The organism is Streptomyces sp. NPDC046727, assembly GCF_040645635.1.
Classification (GTDB): Bacteria; Actinomycetota; Actinomycetes; order Streptomycetales; family Streptomycetaceae; genus Streptomyces.
In genome coordinates this window covers 36078-57924 of record NZ_JBEYYR010000025.1, presented here as the reverse complement: position 1 = coordinate 57924, position 21847 = coordinate 36078, and the positions used below count along the sequence as shown (strand labels likewise).

Genomic DNA, 21847 nt, shown 5'->3' with positions numbered 1-21847 from the left:
CCTAACGCCTGCCGGCGGCCAGGACGGCGGCGAGGAGTCCCGGGAAGCGGGCGTCGAGGTCGGTGCGACGCAGCGTCATCAGGCGCGCCCTGCCCGCCCGGCGGGTCTCGGTGATTCCGGCTTCGCGCAGGATCCGCCAGTGATTGGACAGGGTCGACCTGGGCACGTCCACGCCGTCCGGGCTGCACGGGCTCTCGCCGCCCTCGGCCATCCGGCGGACCAGTGCCAACCGGACCGGGTCGCCCAGGGCATGGAGGACGACCGCCAGGTCCAGGTCCGGGTCCGCGTGGTCGGGCTGTCCCACTGGGTCTCCTCGTCCTCGTCCGTGTGACACCCCGTAGTATGCAGATCGCTTCGATGTTTCGGGAAAAGTCGAAATGATCCAGGAGACGACCGTGACCGTGCTCGCCACCCTCGCCCGCGTCTATGTCGAGGATCTGGACGTGGCCCTTCCGACGTTCGTCGAACTCACCGGGGAGCGGCCTCGGCTCCGGTTCACCTACGACGGCCTGGACCTCGCGAGTGTCGGCGGCTATCTGCTTCTCGCGGGTACGGAGGAAGCCCTCGCCCCGTACCGAGGCACCCACGCCACCACGATCGTCGAGTCCCTCGACGAGGTGCTGCGGATCACCGAGCAGCACGGCGGGACGATCCTGGACGGCCCCAACGAGGTCCCCACCGGCCGCAACCTGACCGTGCGCCACCCCGGGGGCGCGACCATCGAGTACGTGCAGTTCCACGCGACCGCACGAGCGGCGATCGCTTGAGTCAGCAGCGTCCCGCCCTCCGAACTCCGGGTCGGGTACCGGCCGTTGTCGATCGACGCCGGCGTACCCCCCTACCGCGGTGATCTCCCTCAGCGGTCGTCGAGCAGGGCCAGCTCCTCCAGCACCTTGCGCGCCTGAGGACGCCAGTCGACGTGGCCGACCTCGTGGTGGGCGGCGGGGAAGCGGCGGACGGGGGGCTTCCTGTCCCAGTCGCGTACGTCGGGTGCGGCGCGCCGTACGTGGACCAGGGCCCCGACGACGTTCGTGTGGAAGACGACCTCCAGCTGCTCCGGCCGACCGGCACCCGGTGAGCGGTCCGTGAGCAGGAAGGTCTGGTAGAAGCCGCGGTGCTGCTCCACCTTCGGGATGTAGGAGTCGATGACGTACGCGGAGTCGCAGTAGTACCCCTCCTCCGCGAACGCGTCCAGGACGGCCTCGTGCAGCGGCAGCGCGGAGAGGTGCAGGAGGTCGTCGTCGACTTCCGTGCCGTCGTCGTTCCAGTCGCGGCGGAACGTGCTCTTCATCGAGAGCACAACTCCCAGGGCCCGGCCGCCGAGTTCGCTCACCGGGGCCTCCCAGGGCAGCCGTTCGGAGAAGGTGAGGCGTTGCTCCTCGCCCTTGCGCAGGGTGAAGTGCGTGGGCGTGGCGGCGAAGCTGCCGAACTCGTAGTCGCGCTCCTCACCGTTGTAGCTCGTACAACGGACCTTGATGCGCAGGTAGATACCGTTGACGGGGGTGTCGCGCGATCCGCCCCTCAGGCGGACCTCGCCCTTCACGTGCCCGCCCGGATACACCGGCCCCTGGATCTGCGTGTCCACCTCGATCGCCTCGTCCGGATCCCCGATCCCGAACAGCCGCTTGAACCCCACGCGCCCCTCCCCAAGTCCGCGATGATCAGACGAAGAGGCTAACAGCGGGCCTCGCCCCCGATCAGCGCGACGTCAGCGTCTTCCGCCCTGCTCAGCGCGTCAGATCGCCGTGAAGGTGACGGGCAGCCGCACCGGGCCGCGGAGACCGCCGGGCCGCCAGCGCAGCTCGGCCGGCGGGACGGCCAGGGCCAGGTCCGGGAGGCGGCGCAGTACGGTCCCGATGGCGATCCGGCCCTCCAGCCGGGCGAGGGGCGCGCCCAGGCAGTAGTGGATGCCGTGCCCGAAGGCCAGGTGACCGTTGTCGCTCCGGGTGATGTCCAGCCTGTCGGGGTCGGGGAACCGCGTCGGATCGCGGTCGGCGATCGCGGACGCGACCAGCACCGTCGCGCCGCGCGGGATGGTCACGCCCGCGATCTCCACGTCTTCGCGGGCGAAGCGGGCGATGCCCGGGCCGTCGTAGCGGAGGAACTCCTCGATCGCGTCGGGCAGCAGTTCCGGATGATCCCGCAGCAGGGTCAACTGGTCGGGGTGGGCGAGAAGCGCGGCGATGCCGCCGCCGATCAGGTTGACCGTCGTGACGTACCCGGCCACCAGCAGCAGGAAGGTCATGGCGATCAGCTCGTCGTGGTTCAGCCGCTGCTCGTCGTCGTGGGCGCTGATCAGCGCGCTGAGGAGATCGTCGCCCGGCCGGGCGCGCTTGGACTCCAGGTGCTTCGTCACGTACGCGTGCATCCGCCGCCATGCCTCGTCGACGACGGCCGGGTCGGGCAGCCTCGCGCCTCGTACCAGCATGTCGTCGGTCCACCGCTGGAAGTCGTGCCGGTCGTCCGCCGGTACGCCGAGCAGCTCGCCGATGACGGTGACCGGCAGGGGCAGCGCGAAGTCCGCGACGAGGTCGGCCCGGCCGGCCGGTGCCACCGCGTCGAGCAGCTGGTCGGTGATCTCCTGGATGCGGGGCCGCATTCCGGCGACCCGGCGTGCGGTGAACGCCTTCGAGACCAGGCGGCGCAGCCGGGTGTGGTCGGGCGGGTCGGAGCGCAGCATGCTGCTCGTCATCGATGCGCGCTCGAACTCGGGCAGCTGCGCGATGAGGCGGGGGTCCGAGGCGTCACGGACGTCACTGCTCAGCCTCGGGTCCGACAGGGCGGCGAGCCCGTCCTCGTAGCGTGTGACCAGCCAGGCGTCCAGGCCGCCGGCGATGACCGCGCGCCGGACCGGGCCGTCCTCGCGCAGGCGCCGGTAGAGCGGGAAGGGATCCGCCACGAAGGCGGGGTCGGCGTAAGGGAGAAGGACTGGCTGCTGGTTCATCGTGCCTCCAGGGCAGGCATCGACCATAAATGGATCTTTAGCGCGATATAGGTCATATATACACACACCGACCCGATGGCGCAGATGCGGCCCCTCGGCCACCGGCCGAGGGGCCTTCCCTTTTCACGGCCGGAAGCGTAGGTTCCGGTTACCCCGCGTCGGCGCCTCCCGAGGCGTTGGCCCGCCCGTCCCGGGGCGGCGGGCCACGCGGGGGCCAACCACTCCGTATGCGCACAGCGAGCGTCACGGCCGGGTGCCGGAGCGTTCCGGCCGGTGGGCGGACAGCGCCTGACCCAGCGCCAGCACGCTCAGGCCGAACATCAGGACGCCCAGGGGGACATGGAGCGACGGCTTGTGCGCGATGCCCAGGACCACCTGCACCGAGGCGAGGGCGAGGAAGCCGGACGCGTAGAGGATGGGGCGGGGCGCCGCGCCGCCCGGCCGCCAGGCAAGGATCGCGGCGAGCACGTACAGCATCGACGCGCCGTACATCACACGCGCCCCGGCGCTGTGCAGCACCTCGCCGTGGGCCGAGGACAGCAGCAGTCCGGCGGTGACCGCCTGGAAGAAGAGGGACGAGGTCTGCAGGGCGATCGCGACCTGCAGGAACGTGCGGCTGCGCTGCTGTGCGGTCGTCTGTGTGGCCATGGCGCGGTTCTCCTCTGCTGCCTGACGGCAATGGGTCGGTAGGGTGTCTCGGTGGTCCGACGACGTGGGATCGCGAAATGTGAGGCGGGGTGCCGGCCTCACCTTCCGGCGCGCTGTTCCGTCGAAGGGGCGAGAGCGGAACCGGACGAGACGAACCAGGGAGCGGTCACGGCCATGGGCACCCCAACCGAGTCGGAGCACGGCTGGTTCGAGCGAGGCCTGAGCGAGGTCGTCGGCGAACGGCGCCAGCTGATCAACCTCGCCTACCGGCTGCTCGGTTCACTGGCCGAGGCCGAGGACGCCGTACAGGAGACCTACGCCCGCTGGTACGCGATGCCTCGGGACCGGCAGGAGGCCATCGAGTCGCCCGGCGCCTGGCTGACGACCGTGGCGACCCGCATCTGCCTGGATCTGCTCGGCTCGGCGCGGGTACGGCGCGAGCGGTATGTCGGCACATGGATACCCGAGCCGTTGCCCGACCGTACGGAGTGGATCAGCGGGTCGGCGGGCGGCGGCGGGGCCGACCCCGCCGACTGGGTCACCCTGGACGAGTCGGTGAACATGGCCTTCCTCGTCGTACTGGAGGCGATGACGCCGGCCGAACGCGTGGCGTTCGTCCTGCACGACGTCTTCCGCTACCCCTTCGCCGAGGTCGCCGAGATCGTCGGCCGGACCCCGGCGGCCTGCCGGCAGCTGGCGTCCTCGGCCCGTCGACGTCTTCGCGCCGCGCAGGCTCCGGCGGTTCCGACGGCCGGGCAGGCCGGTGTGGTCCGGGACTTCAAGGAGGCGTGGGAGGCCAAGGACATCGAGGCCCTCATCGGCCTCCTCGATCCCGGCGCCACGATGATCGCCGATGGCGGCGGACTGGTCGGCACGGTGCTCCGGCCGGTCGAGGGCAGCGAGCGCATCGCCGAGTACCTGATCCACATCGCCGGCAAAGCCCCCGGGCTGACACTCCTGGAGCGCACGGTCAACGGCCGGCCCGGCCTGGTCGCCCAGCACGCCGGCGTCACCGTGACCGTGGCGGCGTTCAGCCTCGGCGGCGGCCGCATCACGCGCATCTGGGCGGTCCGCAACCCGGAGAAGCTCCGTCCGTGGACCGAGAACGGACAGCCCTGAGCCCCGTCATCGATTTGTCTCGAAGCCGACAAAGGCCCACCCACAGCACTCCGATAACATGTTCGAACTTACAACAACCGCCCGACAAGTTACCCATTCCGTTTATATCTAACAAATCGGCCGAACAGTTGACATCTATACCATCGAGAATAATTTCGCGAGTAAACCCCAGAATTGTGTTCACCGCGTGGCGCCGGCCACGGGCGATGCTGTGGACCGCGGCGGGCGTGGTGGCCCTCGGATTCCTCATCGCACTGGAGATCGCAGCCCGCCACTACGGGCAACCGGGGCCGATCACCAATCAGGTGAAAGAGGTGATATTCGCCCCCAAGTCGGGGCCGCTGTTGTACGCCAGCATGGCGTTGATGATGGTGGTGCTCACCTGGCGGCAGCGGTTCATCGCGGCCGGTGTCGCGATCGGCATCGACCTCGTCTTCTTCGTGGTCCGGTGGGTGCTCGACGCCAAGCCGGCCCCCGGTGGCGGCCACCCGTTCGGCAACGGCGCGTTGTGGGTGCTTCTGGGCTGTGCGGTCATCGCTGTCACGCGCCGCACCGGCCGGGAACGTGTGCTGCTGCTGAAGGGCGTCGGGCTGGGCCTGCTGCTGGTGGCCGGCCGCAAGACGGGCGATGCCTGGCTGCTCATCACGTCGAAGACCCGCCCGGTGGTGCTCGACCAGTACCTGGCGACCGCCGATCACGCGCTGGGCGACCCGTCGTGGCTGGCCGGCCGGATCGTCAGGGCCAGCGGTCCGATCGGCGCCCATGTTCTCGACTACGTCTACATCCAGCTCGCGGTGGCCGCGGTCGTCGTCACGCTGTACCAGCTGCGCAACGTGGCGGTCGAGCGCCGCTTCCCGAGCCACCATCTGGTGCGCACCTTCCTGGTGATCGGCCTCCTCGGGCCGGGCATCTACATGATCTTCCCGGTGGTCGGACCGATCTTCGCCTACGGCGCCGACGGCGGGCACTGGGCGGTGGCCAACCTGTGGCCGGACGCGGTGCCCGTCAACACGCCGCACCACATGCCGTTCAACGGCACCACCCCCCGCAACTGCATGCCCAGCCTGCACACCGCGTGGGCCACCGCGATCTTCATCCATTCCCGCAAGGCCCCGCGGATTCTGCGCTTCGCGGGCACGTTCTGGCTGATCGCCACGCTCGGCGCGACGCTGGGCTTCGGCTACCACTACGGCACGGACATCATCGCCGGCGTGGTGTTCACGCTCACGATCGAGGCGGCTCTGCGCTCGTTGGAACGCGGCTGGGACCGGTCGGGAACCCTGCTGGTCGCCTACGGCGCGACGGTCTTCACGGCGCTCCTGGTGTCGTACCGCTATCTGCCGGTGGAAATGGCCGCGTATCCGTGGCTGTTCGGACCGCTTCTCCTGCTGGCGATGGTCTCGGTGATCTACTGCTACCTGCGGACCACCCAGCTGTGGGAACCGAAGGCCGCACCGGCGCCACAAGCGGAACCGCAGCCCGAACTGGTGTGAGTCATCGACAGGGCTCGTCTTCGAGCAGCTGGACGAGCCCTGCCGGCAGCACGGTCACGCCCGTCTCAGGCCATGGGGAACTCGTCACGGAGCACGCTGTAGAGCACGCCGTCGCGCCACTGCCCGTCGCGGAAGGTGATGCTGCGGAGTTCCCCCTCACGGCGGAAGCCGGCCTTCTCCAGCGCGCGCTGTTCCGCGACGTTCTCCCGCTCGGTGTCCGCCTCGATCCTGACCACGGGCGTGTGGGCGAACAGATAGCCGACGAGCAGCCGCTGGGCCTCGGTTCCGATCCCGCGCCCCCGGGCCTGCGGCAGCAACTGGATGCCGATGTTCCAGTGATACGAGGCGGCCGAGACGGTGATCTTCCGCCACGCCACGACCCCGTGCCGCTCCGCACCGGTGGTCACCATGAGCTGTCCGCCGTCATCGGCCAGCAGGCCGTTCTCCGACCAGCGCCGCCGGTAGCGCCTCGCGTCCGTCCAGCCGTACCACTGGAACGGACCACCGGCCCCGGGATCGGTCAGGAACAGCTCCAGTACGGGAAGGTCCTCTTCTCGCACGGGCCGCAATATCACCGTCTCGTCGTCACTCACGCCGGCCACGGTAGCGCCCGGCGCGGCACGGCCACGGGCGTCCGGGGTCGTTGACGCCGGAACGCGGTGAAATTACTTTTCGGAGTATGAGTGGCAGAACGAAGGAAACTTTCCTTCACGGCGCCACGCCGACGGCGGCTGTTCAGGAGTGAGCGTGCGTCAACTCGACCTGCTGGTGGTCGTCGTCTATCTGGTGGCGATCGCCGTGATCGGACTGCGCCTGGCCGGACGGCAGACGACGGCCAAGGACTACTTCGTCGGCGAAGGCCATATGCCGTGGTGGACCGTCTCCTTCTCCGTGGTCGCCACCGAGACCAGCGTACTCACCGTCATCAGCGTGCCGGGCGGCGCGTACAGCGGGCAGGGGTTCGGAAACGTCGAACTGGCCCTCGGCTACGTCATCGGGCGCGTCGTCGTGGCGACCGCGCTGATTCCGCTGTACAAGCGGGGCGGCTTCGTGAGCGCCTACCAGTACCTGGGAAGCAGATTCGGGCTGAAGCTCCAGGGGCTCGCCTCGGTGACGTTCGTCTTCACCCGGCTTCTCGCCGAGGGCGTCCGGTTGTTCGCCTCCGCCATCCCGATCAAGCTGCTGCTCGACGAGTTCGGCGTGCACGCGAGCTACCGCGTCATCATCATCGTGCTCACGGTGATCACCGTCGTCTACACCTACCTCGGCGGCATCAAGGCGGTCATCTGGACGGACGCCATCCAGATGGGCCTGTACCTGGGCGGCGCCCTCCTCGCGATCGGCGTGCTGGCCGGCCATGTCGGCGGCGCGGGCTTCCAGCGCGCCCTGCACGCGGGCCGGTTCACCCTCTTCGACACCGACTTCGGCCTGGCGCACATCCTCACCAGCCCGTTCGCCCTCCCCACCGCGATCATCGGCGGCGCCATCTTCGCGATGGCCAGCCACGGCTCCGACCAGCTGATCGTCCAGCGCGTCCTGGCCACCCGCTCGCTGCGCGACGGCCAGAAGGCCATGGTCGTGTCCGGCGTCTTCGTCACCCTGCAGTTCGCCGCGTTCTCCCTCGTCGGCGCGCTGCTGTGGTCGTACAACCAGGGCAGGAGCTTCCAGGAGCTGGGCCTGAGCAGCTCCGACAACCTCTACCCGGACTTCGTCCTGCACGGGCTGCCCGTGGTGATCTCCGGCCTGCTCGTGGCCGGCATCCTCGGCGCGGCGATGGGCTCGCTGTCCTCGGCGCTGAACTCCATGTCGAACTCGACGGTCGCCGACATCATCCACAGCCTCTTCCGCGCCGAGCCCTCCGAGGAGTTCCTGCTCAGGCTCGCCCGGCTGATGACCCTGGTGTGGGCGGTGCTGATGGCGCTCTTCGCCTGTGCCTTCAGCACCGGCACCGGGAACGTCTACCTCACCGGACTGACCATCGCGGGCTACACCTACGGCGCGCTCCTCGGGGCGTTCCTTCTCGGGCGGATCGTCCGGCGCGCGAACGAGACCGACGCCGTCATCGCGTTCCTGGTGACGGTCGGCGTCATGACGTACATCGTGCGCGTCGTGAGGATGGACGTCAGCGTGGCCGGCGCGACCGTGCCCACCGCGATCGCCGCGCAGTGGCTCGTCCCGATCGGTGTGCTGATCACCCTGGCCGTGGGCGGTGCGGCCAGCCTGTTCCACCGGGCGCCCGAGATCCCCCGCGGCCCGCTGGGCGACGGCGGGCCGGGACCCGATCGTCCGGCGGCGGCCGTCGCCCGGGAGTGACGCGGGGCGCGGCCGGCCCGGTGCGCAGCCGTCGCGGCCTCCTGAATCCCGACGGCCCCTCGCCGTTCCACGAGACAGGCCCTTCGTACAGCGACAGCCCCTTCGGGAGGAGCCATGCACCAGCCGCAGCCGATCCGGGCCGCCCGGCGGGGACCGTGCCAGGAGGCGCCGTGCGCGTGATCGGCCTGATGTCGGGCACCTCGTTCGACGCCATCGAGGCCGCCGCGGCGGACCTCGCCCTGGACGGCGACAGCCTGCTCCTGCGGCCCCTCGGGCACCTGTCCGTCCCCTACCCGGACGAGGTGCGGGACCTGATCGCCGCCACCCTGCCCCCGGCCGCCACGACCACGCGGGCCGTCTGCGCCCTGGACACCGGCATCGGCCGGGCCTTCGCCGACGCCGCCGGGCGCGCCCTGCGCGAACTGTGCGCCGGCACCGCCGACCTCGTGGTCTCGCACGGGCAGACCATGCACCACTGGGTCGAGGACGGTACGGTCCGCGGCACCCTCCAACTCGGCCAGCCCGCCTGGATCGCCGAGGCGACCGGGCTCCCGGTCGTGTCCGACCTGCGCAGCCGGGACGTCGCCGCAGGCGGCCAGGGCGCGCCGCTGGTCGCCATGACCGACTCCTTGCTGCTGTCCGCCCTGCCCGGCACCCCCGCCGCGCTCAACCTCGGCGGCATCGCCAACGTCACGGTCCTCGCGCCCGGCGCCGGGCCGCTGGCCTTCGACACCGGTCCCGCCAACGCGCTGCTGGACGCGGCCGTACGGCACTTCACCGGGGGCGCCGCCGCCTACGACGAGGACGGGCGCCGGGCCGCCGCGGGCCGGGTCAGCCCCGAACTGCTGCATGTCCTCCTGGATGACGCCTACTACCGCAGGCCCGCCCCGAAGACCACCGGCAAGGAGCACTTCCACCTGCCCTACCTGCGGCGGGCGCTCGACGCCGTGCCCGTTCCGGCCGTCGACGACGTCCTGGCCACCCTGACCCGGCTGACCGCCGTCACCGTGGCGGACGCGTGTCGCGCCCACGACGTCACCCAGCTCGTCGTGTCCGGCGGCGGCGCCCGCAACCCGGTGCTGATGCGCATGATCGGCGAGGAGCTGCCCGGCGTACCGCTGCGTCTCAGCGACGCTCTGGGGCTGCCGTCGGACGCCAAGGAGGCGCTGGCCTTCGCCGTGCTGGGTTTCCTGACCGCCCACGGCCTGCCGGGGGCCGTCCCTTCGGGCACCGGCGCCCGACGGGCCGTGCTCCTCGGCAGCATCACCCCCGGCCGCTCGCCGCTGCGCCTGCCCGAACCGGCCGCCCGACCGCCACTGCTGCTGCGGATCACGCGCTGAAGGGGAGGTCCGACGTGCCGGGCTCCTGGCCATGGGCGCTGCCGAGTTCACATACCCGTCGTGGTCGCTTCGGCTCGGGGGGGCGGTGGTTGTCACCTGCGGCCGGTGCAGTGGACCACCGATGGCCCTGGCGCGCGTGGGACGGCTGACCGGAATGTGAGGGGGATGTGCATGAGGTACACCCGCATCCAGGGGGCTGTACGGCGCCCTGCTCGAGTCCGCGCACGACTCGCGACAGCAGCCGTGCTCGCCCTGACGGCTCCTGCCCTGCTGCCCGGTGCGGCGCAGGCCGGCTCCGCGCACACCGCGGCGGCCGGGCGGCGGACCGCCGCGCCGACCGAGCAGTGGACGACACAGACCCTCGCACCCGGAGTCGTCGTCCGCACCGGTGTCATCCGGCGCCCCGGCACGAAGCACTCCTGGACGGTCACCGTTCAGGCTCCGAGCAGCACCCGGTGGACCGCGAACGATCCGGACGCGCCCGCCACCTGGGCCGAGGTCTCCACCCGGACCTGGGCTGACGACACGTCACGCGAGCTGGCCGAGGCCGGCTTCCGGACGCGCGTGGAGAGCGTGCGGTGGCCCCGCTACGCCGACACCCCGCAGGGCCTGATGGGGTACCGGGTCCGCATCGGCCGTTACGCCACTCAGGAGGAGGCGAGGACGGCCGCGTCGGCGGTCACCGCGGCCGGGTTCCGTACGGCCCTCTCCTGGACCGGCTACGACATCCAGGAGCCGGCCGACCAGGAGAACGTCCATGTCGCCGTGATCGACCCGAAAGCCTTCGACGGAACGGTCGAGGCCACCCATGACGGCAATGTGGCACAGCGGGAGACGACCTCGGCGGTGGCTCGGAAGCTCACGTCGCTCGTCGGGGTCAACGGTGGCTTCTTCGTGCTGTCACCGGGCGACGGCGTGCCGGGTACCGTGTCCGGGCTCGGTGTCTACCAGGGCGAGACGGCATCGATGGCCGCCGGCTCCCGCTCCGCGCTGATCCTCGGGGACGGCGGTCACGACGTCCGGATCGCGGACCTGACCAGCACCGTCACCGCCCGGGCGGGCAAGGCCGCCTTTCGGATCCAGGGCATCAACCGGGTGCCCGGCACGGTCCGGGACTGCGGGCGTCCCGGCGGCACACCCAGCGAGCTGCCCTGGCAGGACGTGACGTGCCGACTGGCCGATGACATGGTCCAGTTCACCGCGGCCTTCCAGGCCGACCTGCCGACGGGTCCAGGAGCGCAGGTCGTGCTGGACGCGTCGGACCGTGTCGTCTCCGTCGGCGCGCGCGGCGGTCGCGTACCGGCGGGCGGGCACGTCCTCCAGGGGATCGGGCGGGCCGCCGACTGGCTGACGGCGCACGTCGAGCCGTACAGCCGCGTCAAGGTCGGCGAAGTCGTCCGCACCACCGGGGGCCGGCGCATCGCGCTCGACGGCGACGACTCCGTCGTCAGCGCGGCACCGACGCTGGTGGAGGACGGCCGCATCGACATCGACGCCGCCGCCGAAGGCGTGGTCGACCCCGAGTACACGTCCTTCGGCTATGCGTGGGCCAACGTCCGTCAGCCCCGCACCATGGCGGGTGTCGACGAGCGGGGCCGGCTGATCCTCGCCACGGTGGACGGACGGCTGAAGAACGGCAGCGAAGGGTTCACTCTCCACGAGGCCGCCGCGTTCATGAAGTCCCTCGGTGCCGTACAGGCGATGAACCTCGACGGCGGGGGGTCCACCGCGATGGCCGTCAACGGCAGGCTGGTCAACCAGCCGTCCGACGCCGCCGGCGAACGCGCGGTCGGCGACACCGTGCAGGTCCTGCCGGGGGACCGCTGACGGCGACGCGGACAGACGCGCGGGTCGACTCCCGCGCGCCGCTCCGCGGCCACTCACCTCATGAGGTGCCGCAGTGGCACGTGTACGAGCGTGAGGGACGTCGCCGCCGCCGCGAACCCGAGGACGGCACCGGCCGCTACGTCGCCGGGGTAGTGCACGCCCGTGTGGACCCGGGAGTAGCCGACGGCGGCCGCCAGCGCCCCGAGCGGCACCGCGGCCGGGGGCAGCACGACGCCCACGGCGGTGGCGAACGCGGTCGCCGAGGCCGTGTGGCCGGAGGGGAAGGACGCGGACTTCGGCATGGGCACGTGCCGGTCCACCACCACCCGGGCCCTTTCCCGGTCGGGCCGGCGCCGGCGGACCATCCGCTTGCCGAACAGGTTCGCCGCCGCCGAGGCCAGCGCGACCGAGCAGACCCCGGCCAGAGCCGCGCGACGGGGACGGCCCGGGACGAGGGCGAGGCCCACGGCCGCGGTCAGGGAGATCTTCGAGTGGTCGGCCGCGTGCGACAGCCGCCGCAGAGTGCGGTCCAGCGTCGGCGTGGGGGTCGCGGCCACGGCCGCGTACAGGGCGCCGTCGATCGCATGGAGGTCGCGCAGCACGGAGGTCGCGGCGGACCGGGCAGTGGCCACGGTGCGCCGGACCGACGCGGTGGGCGGCGCGGAGTTCGGGTCAGGCACGGGTCTCTCCTTCGGGCGTCCGCCCGGTACGGCCGAACGCGAGGTCGAGGAGCCGCCGCCAGTCCACGGGCGGCGCTGGAACCACGATGCCCGGACGGTCACGCGGTACCAGGACCCGCAGTGCGGCCGGGCGCAGCGAGCACACGACCGGCGTAGCCATGCGCAGGGCCTCGCCGTCCACGGCCACGGGGATCTCCTCCACGAAGGAGGTCACCTCGACCCGGTGCGCGGTCATGACGGTCAGCCCCGTGGACTGCGGGCCCCGCACAGCCAGGTCCGCGGCCTGTGCCGCGCTCTCCACGCGGATCCCCAGGACGCCCAGTTCGCCGCCGTCGAGCCGGGGCCGACGGCCGCCGCCGACCGGCTCGTCGGGCAGGACGTACGGGTTGTTGCTGACCAGCAGCGCCTGCTGGGACGAGAGCGCGGTGCCGTCGACGCGTGCGTCGAGTCGCCGCACTCCCTCGCCGAGCAGCAGGTCCGGCATCAGGTTCAGCGCGGTGCCCGCCTTGTCGTCGCGGTACTCCGGGCGCTGCACGACGTCCGCGTACACCCCGAACGACACGGTGTTGACGAAGGCCCGGCCCGCGACGTCGCCGAGATCGACCCGGAGTTCCTCGCCGTCGGTCAGCGCGTCGAGGCAGCGGCTCGGGTCGGACCGGTCGAGGCCGAGGTCCATGGCGAAGTGGTTGCGGGTGCCGGCCGGGATCACGAGGAACGGCAGGCCGTGTTCCGCGGCGACCGCCGCGACCAGCGCCTGGGTGCCGTCGCCGCCCGCCACGCCCAGCAGGTCGGCGCCCTCGGTGACAGCCCGGCGGGCCAGCGCGGCGACATCGGCCGGGACGGTGGGATCGAGCAGGATCACCCGCGCGCCCAGTTCCTCGGCCCGCTCGACGAGGCCCAAGCGGCCGACCTTCCCGCCGCCGGACTTCGGATTCATGATCAGTACCGGCCGCTGTGGCCGGGGCGCGGCGGTCGCCCGCATCGGGCGCTCCGGACGGGACCTGCGCAAGGCCGCCCGGGAGAGGGTCAGCGTCGCGCCCCAGCACAGGCTCGACACCAGGGCCGTCTGCCACAGGCCCTGCTGGGTGAAGAGCACCAGGACGCTCACCGGCGCGGCGCCCGCGGTCACCGCCCCGAACAGACGTACCGCGCCGCGGTGCGCCAGGAACCACCAGACGCCGACGGCGCAGACGATCAGCCCGAGAAGCCCGGCGCCGGCGACCAGCAGCCCGCCCTGGCCCAGCGCGCGCACGAGCACGGCCACCGCGCCGATCGCCGCCAGCACGGCGAGGCGCGCGAGCAGCCGCGTCGCCGCGCCCTCCCGGGAGCGTGTCGTCCGCGTCCTGGCGATGTCGTCCTCCCGCGTCGGATTCGTCCTCGCTGCCCGGTCCGTTGTACCAGCCGGGCGCGCACGGAGCCGCGTGCGTGCCCGCCTGGGCCGGGTGAGTCCTGCACCCGATCGCGCCCTGCGCTCAGAGGCCGACGGTGGCTCTGCGCTGTGCCTGTTCGAACTCGGTGAGAGGGTCGCCGGCACTCTGCCAGGGCCAGGCGGTGACGATCCCGCCGACGGCCTCGAACGCCGTACGGGCCTCGACGCGCCGGTCGGCGGCCATCAGCGCGTGGGCGAGGAGATTCAGGTCGGCGAGAGACTTGGCGTGACGGAGGAATCCCGGCTGCCCCCAGGTGTGCGCCGCGCGATCGAGCGCCTGGGCGGCCGTCCCCTGGGACCAGTGGGTCCGTGCCACCAGTGCCTCGTATCCGCCCCGGCCGAGGATGGCGTGGTACTGGAAGACCTGGGCGGTGAGTTCCGTCGCCACGCAGGGTGCGTTGGCGGGCATACGGGCGCCCAGCGCGTCGACGAAGTCCAGGACCTGCATCCGGGAGCCCGCTTCCTCCGGAGCGAGATAGCCCAGCATGTTCATGTACGCCTCGCGGTTCCAGCGGTCACGCGCGAGCACCTCGTTCCACACCCCGAACACGTGGGGCTGCTTCCAGCGTTCCCGGCGCGCCACCTTGAGCAGGGCCACCCAGGGGGTGGGGTCGTCCGGCGCGAGTTCCGCGGCGCGCAGACAGCTCTCCGCGGCGTCGGACGTGTCGCCGGGACGGTCCTGGGCGCGGGCCTGTGCGACCTGGGACCAGGCGTGCAGTACGAGGGCGGTCGCGTTGCGGGGCTCGCGTGCGGCCCAGGATCTCGGCAGATGCGATGCGGCGAGGAAGTCCGCCAGGACGCTGATGCGGTGGGTACGGCGGTCCCAGTCGCCCGGGTCCTGGTCCAGCAGCCGGGACATCTGCGCCATGCACAGGTCGGTGGTGGCGATGGTTCCCGTCCGGGTGGTCGCCAGCAGGGACTTCAGCAGCCTGCCCAGCTCCTGGTCGTCGAGTTCAGGAGCCAGACGGGTCCGTTTGCGGCGGTTTGAAAGAAATCCCATGCCTGGAGGCTAAAGCGGATCACATGACCCGCAAGGTCTGCGCTGAGATCGTTATCGTCCCTTCCCCGGGTGGCCGGGGGCTGTCAGACTCCCGAGCGTGCCCGACTTCGACATGCTCGTCATCGGATCCGGACCCGGTGGTCAGAAGGCCGCCATCGCCGCGGCCAAGCTCGGCCGCCGGGTCGCCGTCGTCGACCGCCCCGACATGCTCGGCGGCGTCTCCCTGCACACCGGCACCATCCCCTCCAAGACCCTGCGCGAGGCGGTGCTGTACCTGACCGGCCTCACCCAGCGCGACCTGTACGGGCAGAGCTATCGGCTGAAGGAGGACATCACCGTCGCCGACCTGACCGCGCGCACCCGGCACGTGGTGGGTCGCGAGGTGGACGTCGTCCGCAGTCAGCTGGCCCGCAACCAGGTGACCGTCTACTCCGGCACGGCCCGCTTCGCCGATCCGCACACCGTCGCCGTGTCCGAGGCGTCCGGGCGGGAACGGCTGGTCGGTGCCGAGCACATCGTCATCGCCACCGGCACCAGGCCGGCCCGCCCCGGCAGCGTCGAGTTCGACGGGCGGACCATCATGGACTCCGACAACGTGCTCTCGCTGGAGCGGGTGCCGCGGTCCATGGTGATCGTTGGTGCCGGTGTGATCGGCATGGAGTACGCGAGCATGTTCGCCGCGCTGGGCAGCAAGGTGACCGTGGTCGAGAAGCGTCCCGGCATGCTGGACCTGTGCGACGTGGAGATCGTGGAGTCGCTCAAGTACCACCTGCGGGACCTGGCCGTGACCTTCCGGTTCGGGGAGACCGTCGCCGCCGTCGAGCGGCATCCGCGGGGCACGCTCACGGTGCTGGAGAGCGGCAAGAAGATCCCCGCGGACACCGTGATGTACTCGGCGGGCCGGCAGGGACTCACCGACGGCCTCGCCCTCGACCGGGCCGGCCTCGCGGCGGACGCGCGCGGCCGGATCGAGGTGGACGAGAACTACCGCACCGAGGTCCCGCACATCTACGCCGTCGGTGACGTCATCGGTTTCCCGGCGCTCGCCGCGACCTCCATGGAGCAGGGCCGGGCCGCCGCCTACCACGCGTGCGGCGAGCCGGTCGGGCGCATGCACCACCTCCAGCCGATCGGCATCTACACCATCCCGGAGATCAGCTTCGTCGGCCGCACCGAGGACCAGCTCACCGAGGACCGGGTGCCGTTCGAGGTGGGCGTGGCCCGGTACCGGGAGCTGGCGCGCGGGCAGATCATCGGGGATTCGCACGGCATGCTGAAGCTGCTGGTGTCGCCCAGGGACCGCACCCTGCTCGGGGTGCACTGCTTCGGCTCGGGCGCGACCGAGCTGATCCACATCGGACAGTCCGTGATGGGGTGCGGGGGCACGGTCGACTATCTGGTCAACGCGGTGTTCAACTATCCGACGCTGGCGGAGTCCTACAAGGTCGCCGCGCTGGACGCGACGAATCGGCTGCGCCAGATCGACCGCCTCGACTGAGGGAATGCCGACCGGTACCGGTCAGGGCGTGGCGCGGGGGCCGTCCGGGCGTTCGGTGCGCTGCCGGACCGTCTCGCGGCTGAGTTCCTCGGTCTCCGGCTCCGGCAGCCGCTCGAAGCCGTCCGCGGTGATGACGGAGACGACGGGGAAGATCCGGCGGTTCAGGTCGGGGCCGCCGGTGGCCGAGTCGTCGTCGGCCGCGTCGTACAGCGCCTGGAGCGCGGCGAGGGCCGCCTCCCGGCGGGTGAGGTCCGGCCGGTACAGCTTCTTCAGGGCGCCCCGGGCGTACGGGGAGCCGCTTCCCTCGGCGTGGAAGTGCCGCTTCTCGTACAGCCCGCCGGCCGCGTCGAAGCTGAAGATCCGGCCGTGTCCGCCGCCGGGCGCGGTGAGGTCGTAGCCGACGAGCAGCGGGACGACGGCGAGACCCTGCATGGCCTGGGCGAGGTTCTGCCGGATCATGGCCGCGAGGCGGGTCGCCTTGGCCCCGAGGGTCATCGGTATGCCCTCCACTTTCTCGAAGTGGGTCAGCTCGACCTGGTAGAGCCGCACCATGTCGAGGGCGAGGCCGACGGTGCCGGCGAAGGCGACGGCCGTGTGGTCGTCGGCGGGGTGCACCTTCTCCAGGTCGCGCTGGGCGATGAGGTTGCCCATCGTGGCCCGGCGGTCGCCGGCGATCAGCACGCCGTCGCGGTAGGTCAGGGCGAGCACGGTGGTGCCGTGCGGGAACCGGTCGGGCGCCGCGCGGACGCCGGACGGGAGCGGGGGTGCGGTGGGCAGCAGCCGGGGGCGGTGCGCGGCCAGGAACTCGGTGAAGGACGATGTCCCCGGTGTGAAGAAGGCTTCGTTCGGCAGGCCCGCGCTGTCGTACCCCGGCATGGCTCCCCCTCCTGAGTCGCATGGCAGTACCCGACTCCTACCTGGAGCGGGCGCGCGGGAAACTCCCCGGCCCTCACAGGGCCTTGCGTCGCACCAGTACCCCGAGCACCAGCAGGCCGGGGAGCAGTGGCAGCCAGACGGTCAGCAGCCGGTAGCCGAGGACCGCGGACGCGGCGGCGGCACCGGGGGTGCCGGCGGCGGTGAGGGCGAAGGCGAGCGCGGCGTCCAGCGAGCCGAGGCCGCCGGGGGTGGGCAGCAGGGCGGCGGCGCTGCTGGCCGCGAGGTACAGCAGGGCCACCTGGAGCGGGGCGAGGGGGAGTTCGACGGCCCGGGTGACGGCGATGAGCACCAGGGCGTGCAGCGCGGCGAAGGCCAGGGAGCCGCCCCACAGGGCCGCCGCGCGGGCCGGGCAGGCGTGCAGCGTGCGGATGTCGGCCAGTACGGCGGTGAGGGCCCGCCGGCAGCGCGACCACACGGGAGTGGCCGGCAGGACCGCCACCGGTGCGGCCACGCCCAGGACGACGGCGACGGCCATCAGGGAGATGTGCGGGACGCGCAGCAGGCCCGGGCAGGCCGGGGCGAGCAGGGCGATCAGCGCCAGGCGGACGGCGGCGCCCGCGGTGGCCTTGACGGCGAGTGCGCCGGCCGAGCGCCCGGCCGGCAGCCCGCAGCGCATCAGGAACCGGAGGTTCACCGCGCCCGCGCCGAGGCCCGCGGGCAGGAGGTGGTTCGCGGCGGAGGCGGCGAACTGGGCCGCGACCAGCCGGCCTCCGGGCAGCCGCCGTACGACGGCGCCCTGCTGGGCGAGCGCGGAGGCCGCCCAGGTGCCCATCGCCGCCGCCGCGCCGATCAGCAGCCAGCCCTGGTCGGCGACCGCCAGCCGCCCGGCCCCGCTCTCGACCGCGGGCCAGTGCCGGCGGGCCAGGTACAGCGCGCCGAGCAGGCCGACGAGGCAGACCGCCGCGTGCCAGCGGGCGCGCCGTCGGCCGAGGGGGGCGGCGAGGTCGGCCGGGGACGTCATGAGCCGGCGTCCGGTACGACGTAGTACAGCCGGACCGCGCCGACGGGTGCGGACGCCCAGCCGCGGGCGTACCCGGGCGGCGCGGACCCGGCCGGCACCAGCGTGGCGACCGGCATCCGCCGGGCGGTCCGGGCGATGCCGTCCTCGGTGGTGTTGGCGTTGGGCCCGGCCGTGGCGGCCGAGGCACAGCCGGCCGCGAACGCCACCGGGATGGCCTCGTGCCCGGTGAGCAGACAGGGCGGACGGACCCCGTGCACGTGCAACTCGGCCACGGTACGGGCCCAGGCCCCACGGAGGACGGTGACGTTACCGACCGCCCGCGCGACGACACTGACCTGCACCACGAGATGGAGGACGAGCGCGGCACAGACCAGCGTGACAACGACCGGCCGCCGGGCCAGGCGTGGGGCCGGGGGCAGCGCGAGACGCAGGGCCGGATGCGGGTGCGGGCGCGGGGTCAGAGGCGGGTGCGGGGCCGGATGCGGGTGCGGGGTCGGAGGCCGGGACGAGCGCGGGGCTGGACGCAAGGCCGACCGCAGGACCGGGCGCCGGGCCGGGCGCGGCCCGCGACGCAACGCCGACCGCCAGGCCGGTGACCGGTCCGAGCGCGACACCGGGGACGGGCCCGAGCGCGGGGCCGAGCGCAGGATCGGGCACACGAGCGGACACCGGGGCGAATGCCGGCCCGGACGCACGGCCGGTAGCGGGGCCGGACGTACGGGCGGCGGCTGGGCCGGGCGCGCGGGTGATGGCGGGGCGGGGCGTGCCGGCGGTGGCGGCCCCGGACGCAGAGCCGCACGCGGCGCCAAGCCCAGAACCGAGCGCCGGCTCCGGCGGAGAGCCGGGCGCCAGATCGTCCCAAGGACCGGACGCGGCGCCAAGCGCAGCACCGAGCGCAGGATCGGGCACACGAGCGGACACCGGAGCGGATGCCAGACCGGACGCACGGCCGGTGGCGGGTTCGGGCGCACGGCCAGTGGCTGCGCCGGACGCGGAGCCGCACGCGGCGCCGAGCCCAGAGCCGGGCGCCAGGTCGGCCGGAGAGCCCGGTCCCAGGGCTCGCGGTGGGGTGTCACCAAGTGCGTCAGTGCGGTGGCCGCCGGTACGGCCAGCAGGGCGTACGTCGGTAGCAGGAAGCGGGGTGCCGCGTAGCCGATCAGGAACAGGTAGGGGAAGGCCGCCGTCGCCGCGCAGGCGAGTGGGAGGGTCGTGGGCGCCGGACGGCGGGCGCGGACGGCGACGGCCGACGCGAGTCCGGCGAGCACGGGCAGCGCGAACCACCAGAGGGTGAGCAGCGGGTGGGGCAGGGCGCCGCTGCACGGCCGGCACAGTGTCCGCCCGCCCAGGCTGCGCAGTTGGTCCACCACCGCGACATGCCAGCCGAGACCGCCCTGGATCGCCGAGCCGTCGGAGAGCCGGCGCGCCAGGCCGCCGTAGCTCACGTACGCCTCGATCACCCACTCGGCGGCGCCCGCGGCGAGCCCGGCGAGCAGGACGAGCAGGGCCCGCCGGTGGCGCCGTGTCAGGCCTAGGGCGAGCAGCGGCAGGGCCGCCCAGACCGCGTCCACCGGCCGCATCCACGCCATCACCGCCGCGCTCACCGCGAGGCCCCACAGCGCGGCCCGTTCGGCAGGGGCGCGCAGGAAGCAGGCGACGGCGGCCAGCGCGGCCACGGCCACCCAATAGTTGGGCATGGCCTGAGGGCCGTAGAACAGGGTCACCCACAGGGAGGCGAACAGGGATCCGGCGAGGGCGAGTACGCGGACGGGGAAGAGGCCGCGCCAGGCGCGCAGGGCCAGGAACAGGGCGAGGCCGGAGACCGCGGCGAGGTAGAGGCGGAGCAGTGTCGTCGACGACGACCAGGCCGCGACCGGTGCGACCAGCAGGGAGATGCCTCGCGCGCGGGGTGCGCTGAAGAAGGCCGCGGGAGCGTGTCCGCTGACCTGGCTGACGTAGATCGTCTCGTCCCAGCCGAGTCCCATGCCGGGCCCGACGAGCAGCAGTTGGGTCAGGGTGAAGGCCGCGGCGACGGCCGCGAGCGGCCAGGTGGCGCGGGTGGTGCCGGCGGGCACGCGGCGCGAGCGCTCGCGGCTCGCCGCGTCGGGTGTCGCGTGCGCACTGCCGGCCATGACCACCCCTCCGTCCCTACAGCTCGTAGGGACCACTGTCACCCTACGGCCTGTAGGGCCGGGGCGGGAGCGGAGGAAAACACGGAAAAACTAACGCGGATCACCCGCCCGCGCCCGGCAGGCAGGGCCATCCGGCCGACGGCCCTACGCGCTGTAAGGTTGGGGCATGGCTGGCACAGGGTCCCGCGGCAGGGCGGAGCGACGCAGCGCCGGGGAGCTGGAGAGCGAGGTACTGGCCGCCCTCTGGGCCACCGAGCGGCCACTGACCCCGGCGGAGATCCAGCAGGAGATCGGCGGCGGACTGGCGTACAACACCGTCCACACGATCCTCAAACGCCTGTACGACAAAGGGCTGGTGCTGCGGGACGCCGACGGGCGGCGCGGCGCGTACCGGCCGGCCAAGAACGCGGCCGAGCTGACCGCCCAGGCGATGCACGAGGCCCTGGACCGGGGGCCGGACCCGATCGCCGCGCTCCAGCAGTTCGTGACCGGACTGAGCGCCGAGGAGGAACGGGCGCTGCGCGACCTGCTCGCCGACGGCGCCGCATGAGGTCCGGACGGGCTGCCGGATCCGGGGCGTCCGGAGCGTCGGGCGCGGAGAGCGGCGACGAGCGCGTGAGGTCCGGCGTATGACGTTCGACGTGTACAGCCCCCTGGTGCTGTCCCTGCTGCTGTCGGCCGTCACTCCCCTGCTCGCCCGGCGGGCCGCTCCCGCGCTCGCCGCGCGGGTGCTGGCCTCGGCCGCCGTGCTGACCTCGGCGGCGACCGCCTGGTCGCTCCTTCTGCTGGCCGCCGCGCTGCTCGGGGACGCGCCGCCGGTGGTCCGCGCGGCCCGGGAGGACGGGCGCCCGCTCACCGACCCGGTGCCGGAGGTGATCGGGCTCGCCGCCTTCCTGGCGTTGGTGGTGGTCGCGCTGCGGGTCCACCGGGCCGTGCGCGCGGAGCGGGGCGCGCGGCGGGCACTGCGGCGGCTCGCCGCGGGGCAGCCGGCCGGTACCGAGCTGATCGTCGCGGACTCCGCGGTGCCGCGGGCGTTCGCGGTCCCGGGCCGGCCGGGCCGGATCCTGGTCACCTCCGGGATGCTGGGCGCGCTGGACCCGGCCGAGCGCCGGGTGCTGCTGGCGCACGAGCGGGCCCATCTCGCGCACCGGCACGGGCTGTTGGTGACGGCGGTGACGCTCGCCGCGGCGGCCGATCCGCTGCTGGGTCCGGTGCGGTCGGCGGTCGTCTTCCTCGTGGAGCGGTGGGCCGACGAGCGGGCGGCGGCCGTGGTCGGGGACCGGCGGGTGGCCGCGAGGGCGTTGGCCCGGGCCGCGCTCGCCGCGGGCCGGGCCCGCACGGCCTGCGCCCTGCAGTTCACCGACCGGGCCGTCACCCGCCGGATCGCGGCCCTGCGGACGAACCCGCCCCCGTCTCTGTGGCCGGCCGCCCTGGCCGTCCTCGCGCTCGGCGCCCTCCCGGCGCTGCTGGCGGCCGACGCGACCGGTGATCTGCTGGAGCTGCTGCCCGGGGTGCTCGGCTGATCGCCGG

19 protein-coding genes and 1 pseudogene are annotated in these 21847 nt (G+C 72.8%); 9 read left to right on the top strand and 11 right to left on the bottom strand.

From position 1 onward, the window contains the following. Window position 1: 1 nt before the first annotated feature. Window positions 2–304 (bottom strand): helix-turn-helix domain-containing protein, encoded by a 303-nt coding sequence (locus ABZ937_RS27385; protein WP_361695982.1) that lies wholly within the window; start codon window positions 302–304, stop codon window positions 2–4. Between the two features lie 73 nt (window positions 305–377). On the opposite strand from ABZ937_RS27385, the gene ABZ937_RS27380 reads away from it, so the two are divergent. Then, complete coding sequence (locus ABZ937_RS27380) at window positions 378–767, top strand: hypothetical protein (protein WP_361695981.1); 390 nt, start codon at window positions 378–380, stop codon at window positions 765–767. Between the two features lie 89 nt (window positions 768–856). On the opposite strand, the gene ABZ937_RS27375 is transcribed toward ABZ937_RS27380, so the two are convergent. From ABZ937_RS27375 to ABZ937_RS27365, 3 genes are all read right to left on the bottom strand, one after another. Further along, a complete protein-coding gene (locus ABZ937_RS27375) occupies window positions 857–1636 on the bottom strand; it encodes a sporulation protein (RefSeq protein WP_361695980.1) in 780 nt (259 codons plus the stop codon). A 99-nt stretch (window positions 1637–1735) separates the two neighbouring features. Beyond that, complete coding sequence (locus tag ABZ937_RS27370) at window positions 1736–2944, bottom strand: cytochrome P450 (protein WP_361695979.1); 1209 nt, start codon at window positions 2942–2944, stop codon at window positions 1736–1738. 243 nt (window positions 2945–3187) lie between these two features. Continuing rightward, on the bottom strand, window positions 3188–3592 hold the full coding sequence (locus ABZ937_RS27365) for a hypothetical protein (RefSeq protein WP_361695978.1): 405 nt from the start codon (window positions 3590–3592) through the stop codon (window positions 3188–3190). 174 nt (window positions 3593–3766) lie between these two features. Here ABZ937_RS27365 and sigJ point away from each other — a divergent pair, with 174 nt between their 5' ends. Both sigJ and ABZ937_RS27355 read left to right on the top strand, forming a co-directional pair. Continuing rightward, the gene (gene sigJ / locus ABZ937_RS27360) at window positions 3767–4711 is read left to right on the top strand and encodes an RNA polymerase sigma factor SigJ (RefSeq protein ID WP_361695977.1); all 945 of its coding nucleotides are present in this window, start codon (window positions 3767–3769) and stop codon (window positions 4709–4711) included. 206 nt (window positions 4712–4917) lie between these two features. Continuing rightward, on the top strand, window positions 4918–6204 hold the full coding sequence (locus ABZ937_RS27355; protein WP_361696041.1) for a phosphatase PAP2 family protein: 1287 nt from the start codon (window positions 4918–4920) through the stop codon (window positions 6202–6204). 65 nt (window positions 6205–6269) lie between these two features. Here ABZ937_RS27355 and ABZ937_RS27350 read toward each other — a convergent pair whose 3' ends face one another. Continuing rightward, on the bottom strand, window positions 6270–6797 hold the full coding sequence (locus ABZ937_RS27350) for a GNAT family protein (protein ID WP_361695976.1): 528 nt from the start codon (window positions 6795–6797) through the stop codon (window positions 6270–6272). A gap of 154 nt (window positions 6798–6951) precedes the next feature. Here ABZ937_RS27350 and ABZ937_RS27345 point away from each other — a divergent pair, with 154 nt between their 5' ends. From ABZ937_RS27345 to ABZ937_RS27335, 3 genes are all read left to right on the top strand, one after another. After that, window positions 6952–8517, top strand: a complete 1566-nt coding sequence (locus tag ABZ937_RS27345; RefSeq protein WP_361695975.1) for a sodium:solute symporter — start codon at window positions 6952–6954, stop codon at window positions 8515–8517. A gap of 170 nt (window positions 8518–8687) precedes the next feature. Continuing rightward, the gene (locus tag ABZ937_RS27340) at window positions 8688–9857 is read left to right on the top strand and encodes an anhydro-N-acetylmuramic acid kinase (RefSeq protein WP_361695974.1); all 1170 of its coding nucleotides are present in this window, start codon (window positions 8688–8690) and stop codon (window positions 9855–9857) included. A 243-nt stretch (window positions 9858–10100) separates the two neighbouring features. Then, window positions 10101–11684, top strand: coding sequence for a phosphodiester glycosidase family protein (locus ABZ937_RS27335; protein WP_361695973.1), 1584 nt, complete (start codon window positions 10101–10103; stop codon window positions 11682–11684). A gap of 53 nt (window positions 11685–11737) precedes the next feature. Here the strand turns inward: ABZ937_RS27335 and ABZ937_RS27330 are convergent, their stop codons facing one another. From ABZ937_RS27330 to ABZ937_RS27320, 3 genes are all read right to left on the bottom strand, one after another. Beyond that, the gene (locus ABZ937_RS27330; RefSeq protein WP_361696040.1) at window positions 11738–12316 is read right to left on the bottom strand and encodes a phosphatase PAP2 family protein; all 579 of its coding nucleotides are present in this window, start codon (window positions 12314–12316) and stop codon (window positions 11738–11740) included. Window positions 12317–12356: 40 nt separating this feature from the next. Then, the gene (locus ABZ937_RS27325; RefSeq protein ID WP_361696039.1) at window positions 12357–13715 is read right to left on the bottom strand and encodes a diacylglycerol kinase family protein; all 1359 of its coding nucleotides are present in this window, start codon (window positions 13713–13715) and stop codon (window positions 12357–12359) included. A 121-nt stretch (window positions 13716–13836) separates the two neighbouring features. Beyond that, on the bottom strand, window positions 13837–14793 hold the full coding sequence (locus ABZ937_RS27320; protein ID WP_361695972.1) for a hypothetical protein: 957 nt from the start codon (window positions 14791–14793) through the stop codon (window positions 13837–13839). Window positions 14794–14890: 97 nt separating this feature from the next. Here ABZ937_RS27320 and sthA point away from each other — a divergent pair, with 97 nt between their 5' ends. Then, window positions 14891–16291 carry a Si-specific NAD(P)(+) transhydrogenase gene (gene sthA / locus ABZ937_RS27315; RefSeq protein ID WP_361695971.1) on the top strand — a complete coding sequence of 467 codons (1401 nt, stop codon included), beginning with the start codon at window positions 14891–14893 and terminating at the stop codon, window positions 16289–16291. A gap of 21 nt (window positions 16292–16312) precedes the next feature. On the opposite strand, the gene prcB is transcribed toward sthA, so the two are convergent. The 3 genes and pseudogenes from prcB to ABZ937_RS27300 form a co-directional block, all read right to left on the bottom strand. Further along, window positions 16313–17167, bottom strand: a complete 855-nt coding sequence (gene prcB, locus ABZ937_RS27310) for a proteasome subunit beta (RefSeq protein ID WP_361695970.1) — start codon at window positions 17165–17167, stop codon at window positions 16313–16315. Between the two features lie 73 nt (window positions 17168–17240). Further along, window positions 17241–18188, bottom strand: coding sequence for a lysylphosphatidylglycerol synthase domain-containing protein (locus tag ABZ937_RS27305; protein ID WP_361695969.1), 948 nt, complete (start codon window positions 18186–18188; stop codon window positions 17241–17243). A 1073-nt stretch (window positions 18189–19261) separates the two neighbouring features. Then, a pseudogene (locus tag ABZ937_RS27300) lies at window positions 19262–20317 on the bottom strand (hypothetical protein); the annotation flags it as partial. A gap of 166 nt (window positions 20318–20483) precedes the next feature. Here ABZ937_RS27300 and ABZ937_RS27295 point away from each other — a divergent pair. Next, on the top strand, window positions 20484–20867 hold the full coding sequence (locus ABZ937_RS27295; protein ID WP_361695968.1) for a BlaI/MecI/CopY family transcriptional regulator: 384 nt from the start codon (window positions 20484–20486) through the stop codon (window positions 20865–20867). 79 nt (window positions 20868–20946) lie between these two features. After that, window positions 20947–21840, top strand: coding sequence for a M56 family metallopeptidase (locus ABZ937_RS27290; RefSeq protein WP_361695967.1), 894 nt, complete (start codon window positions 20947–20949; stop codon window positions 21838–21840). The last annotated feature ends 7 nt before the right edge of the window (window positions 21841–21847 follow it).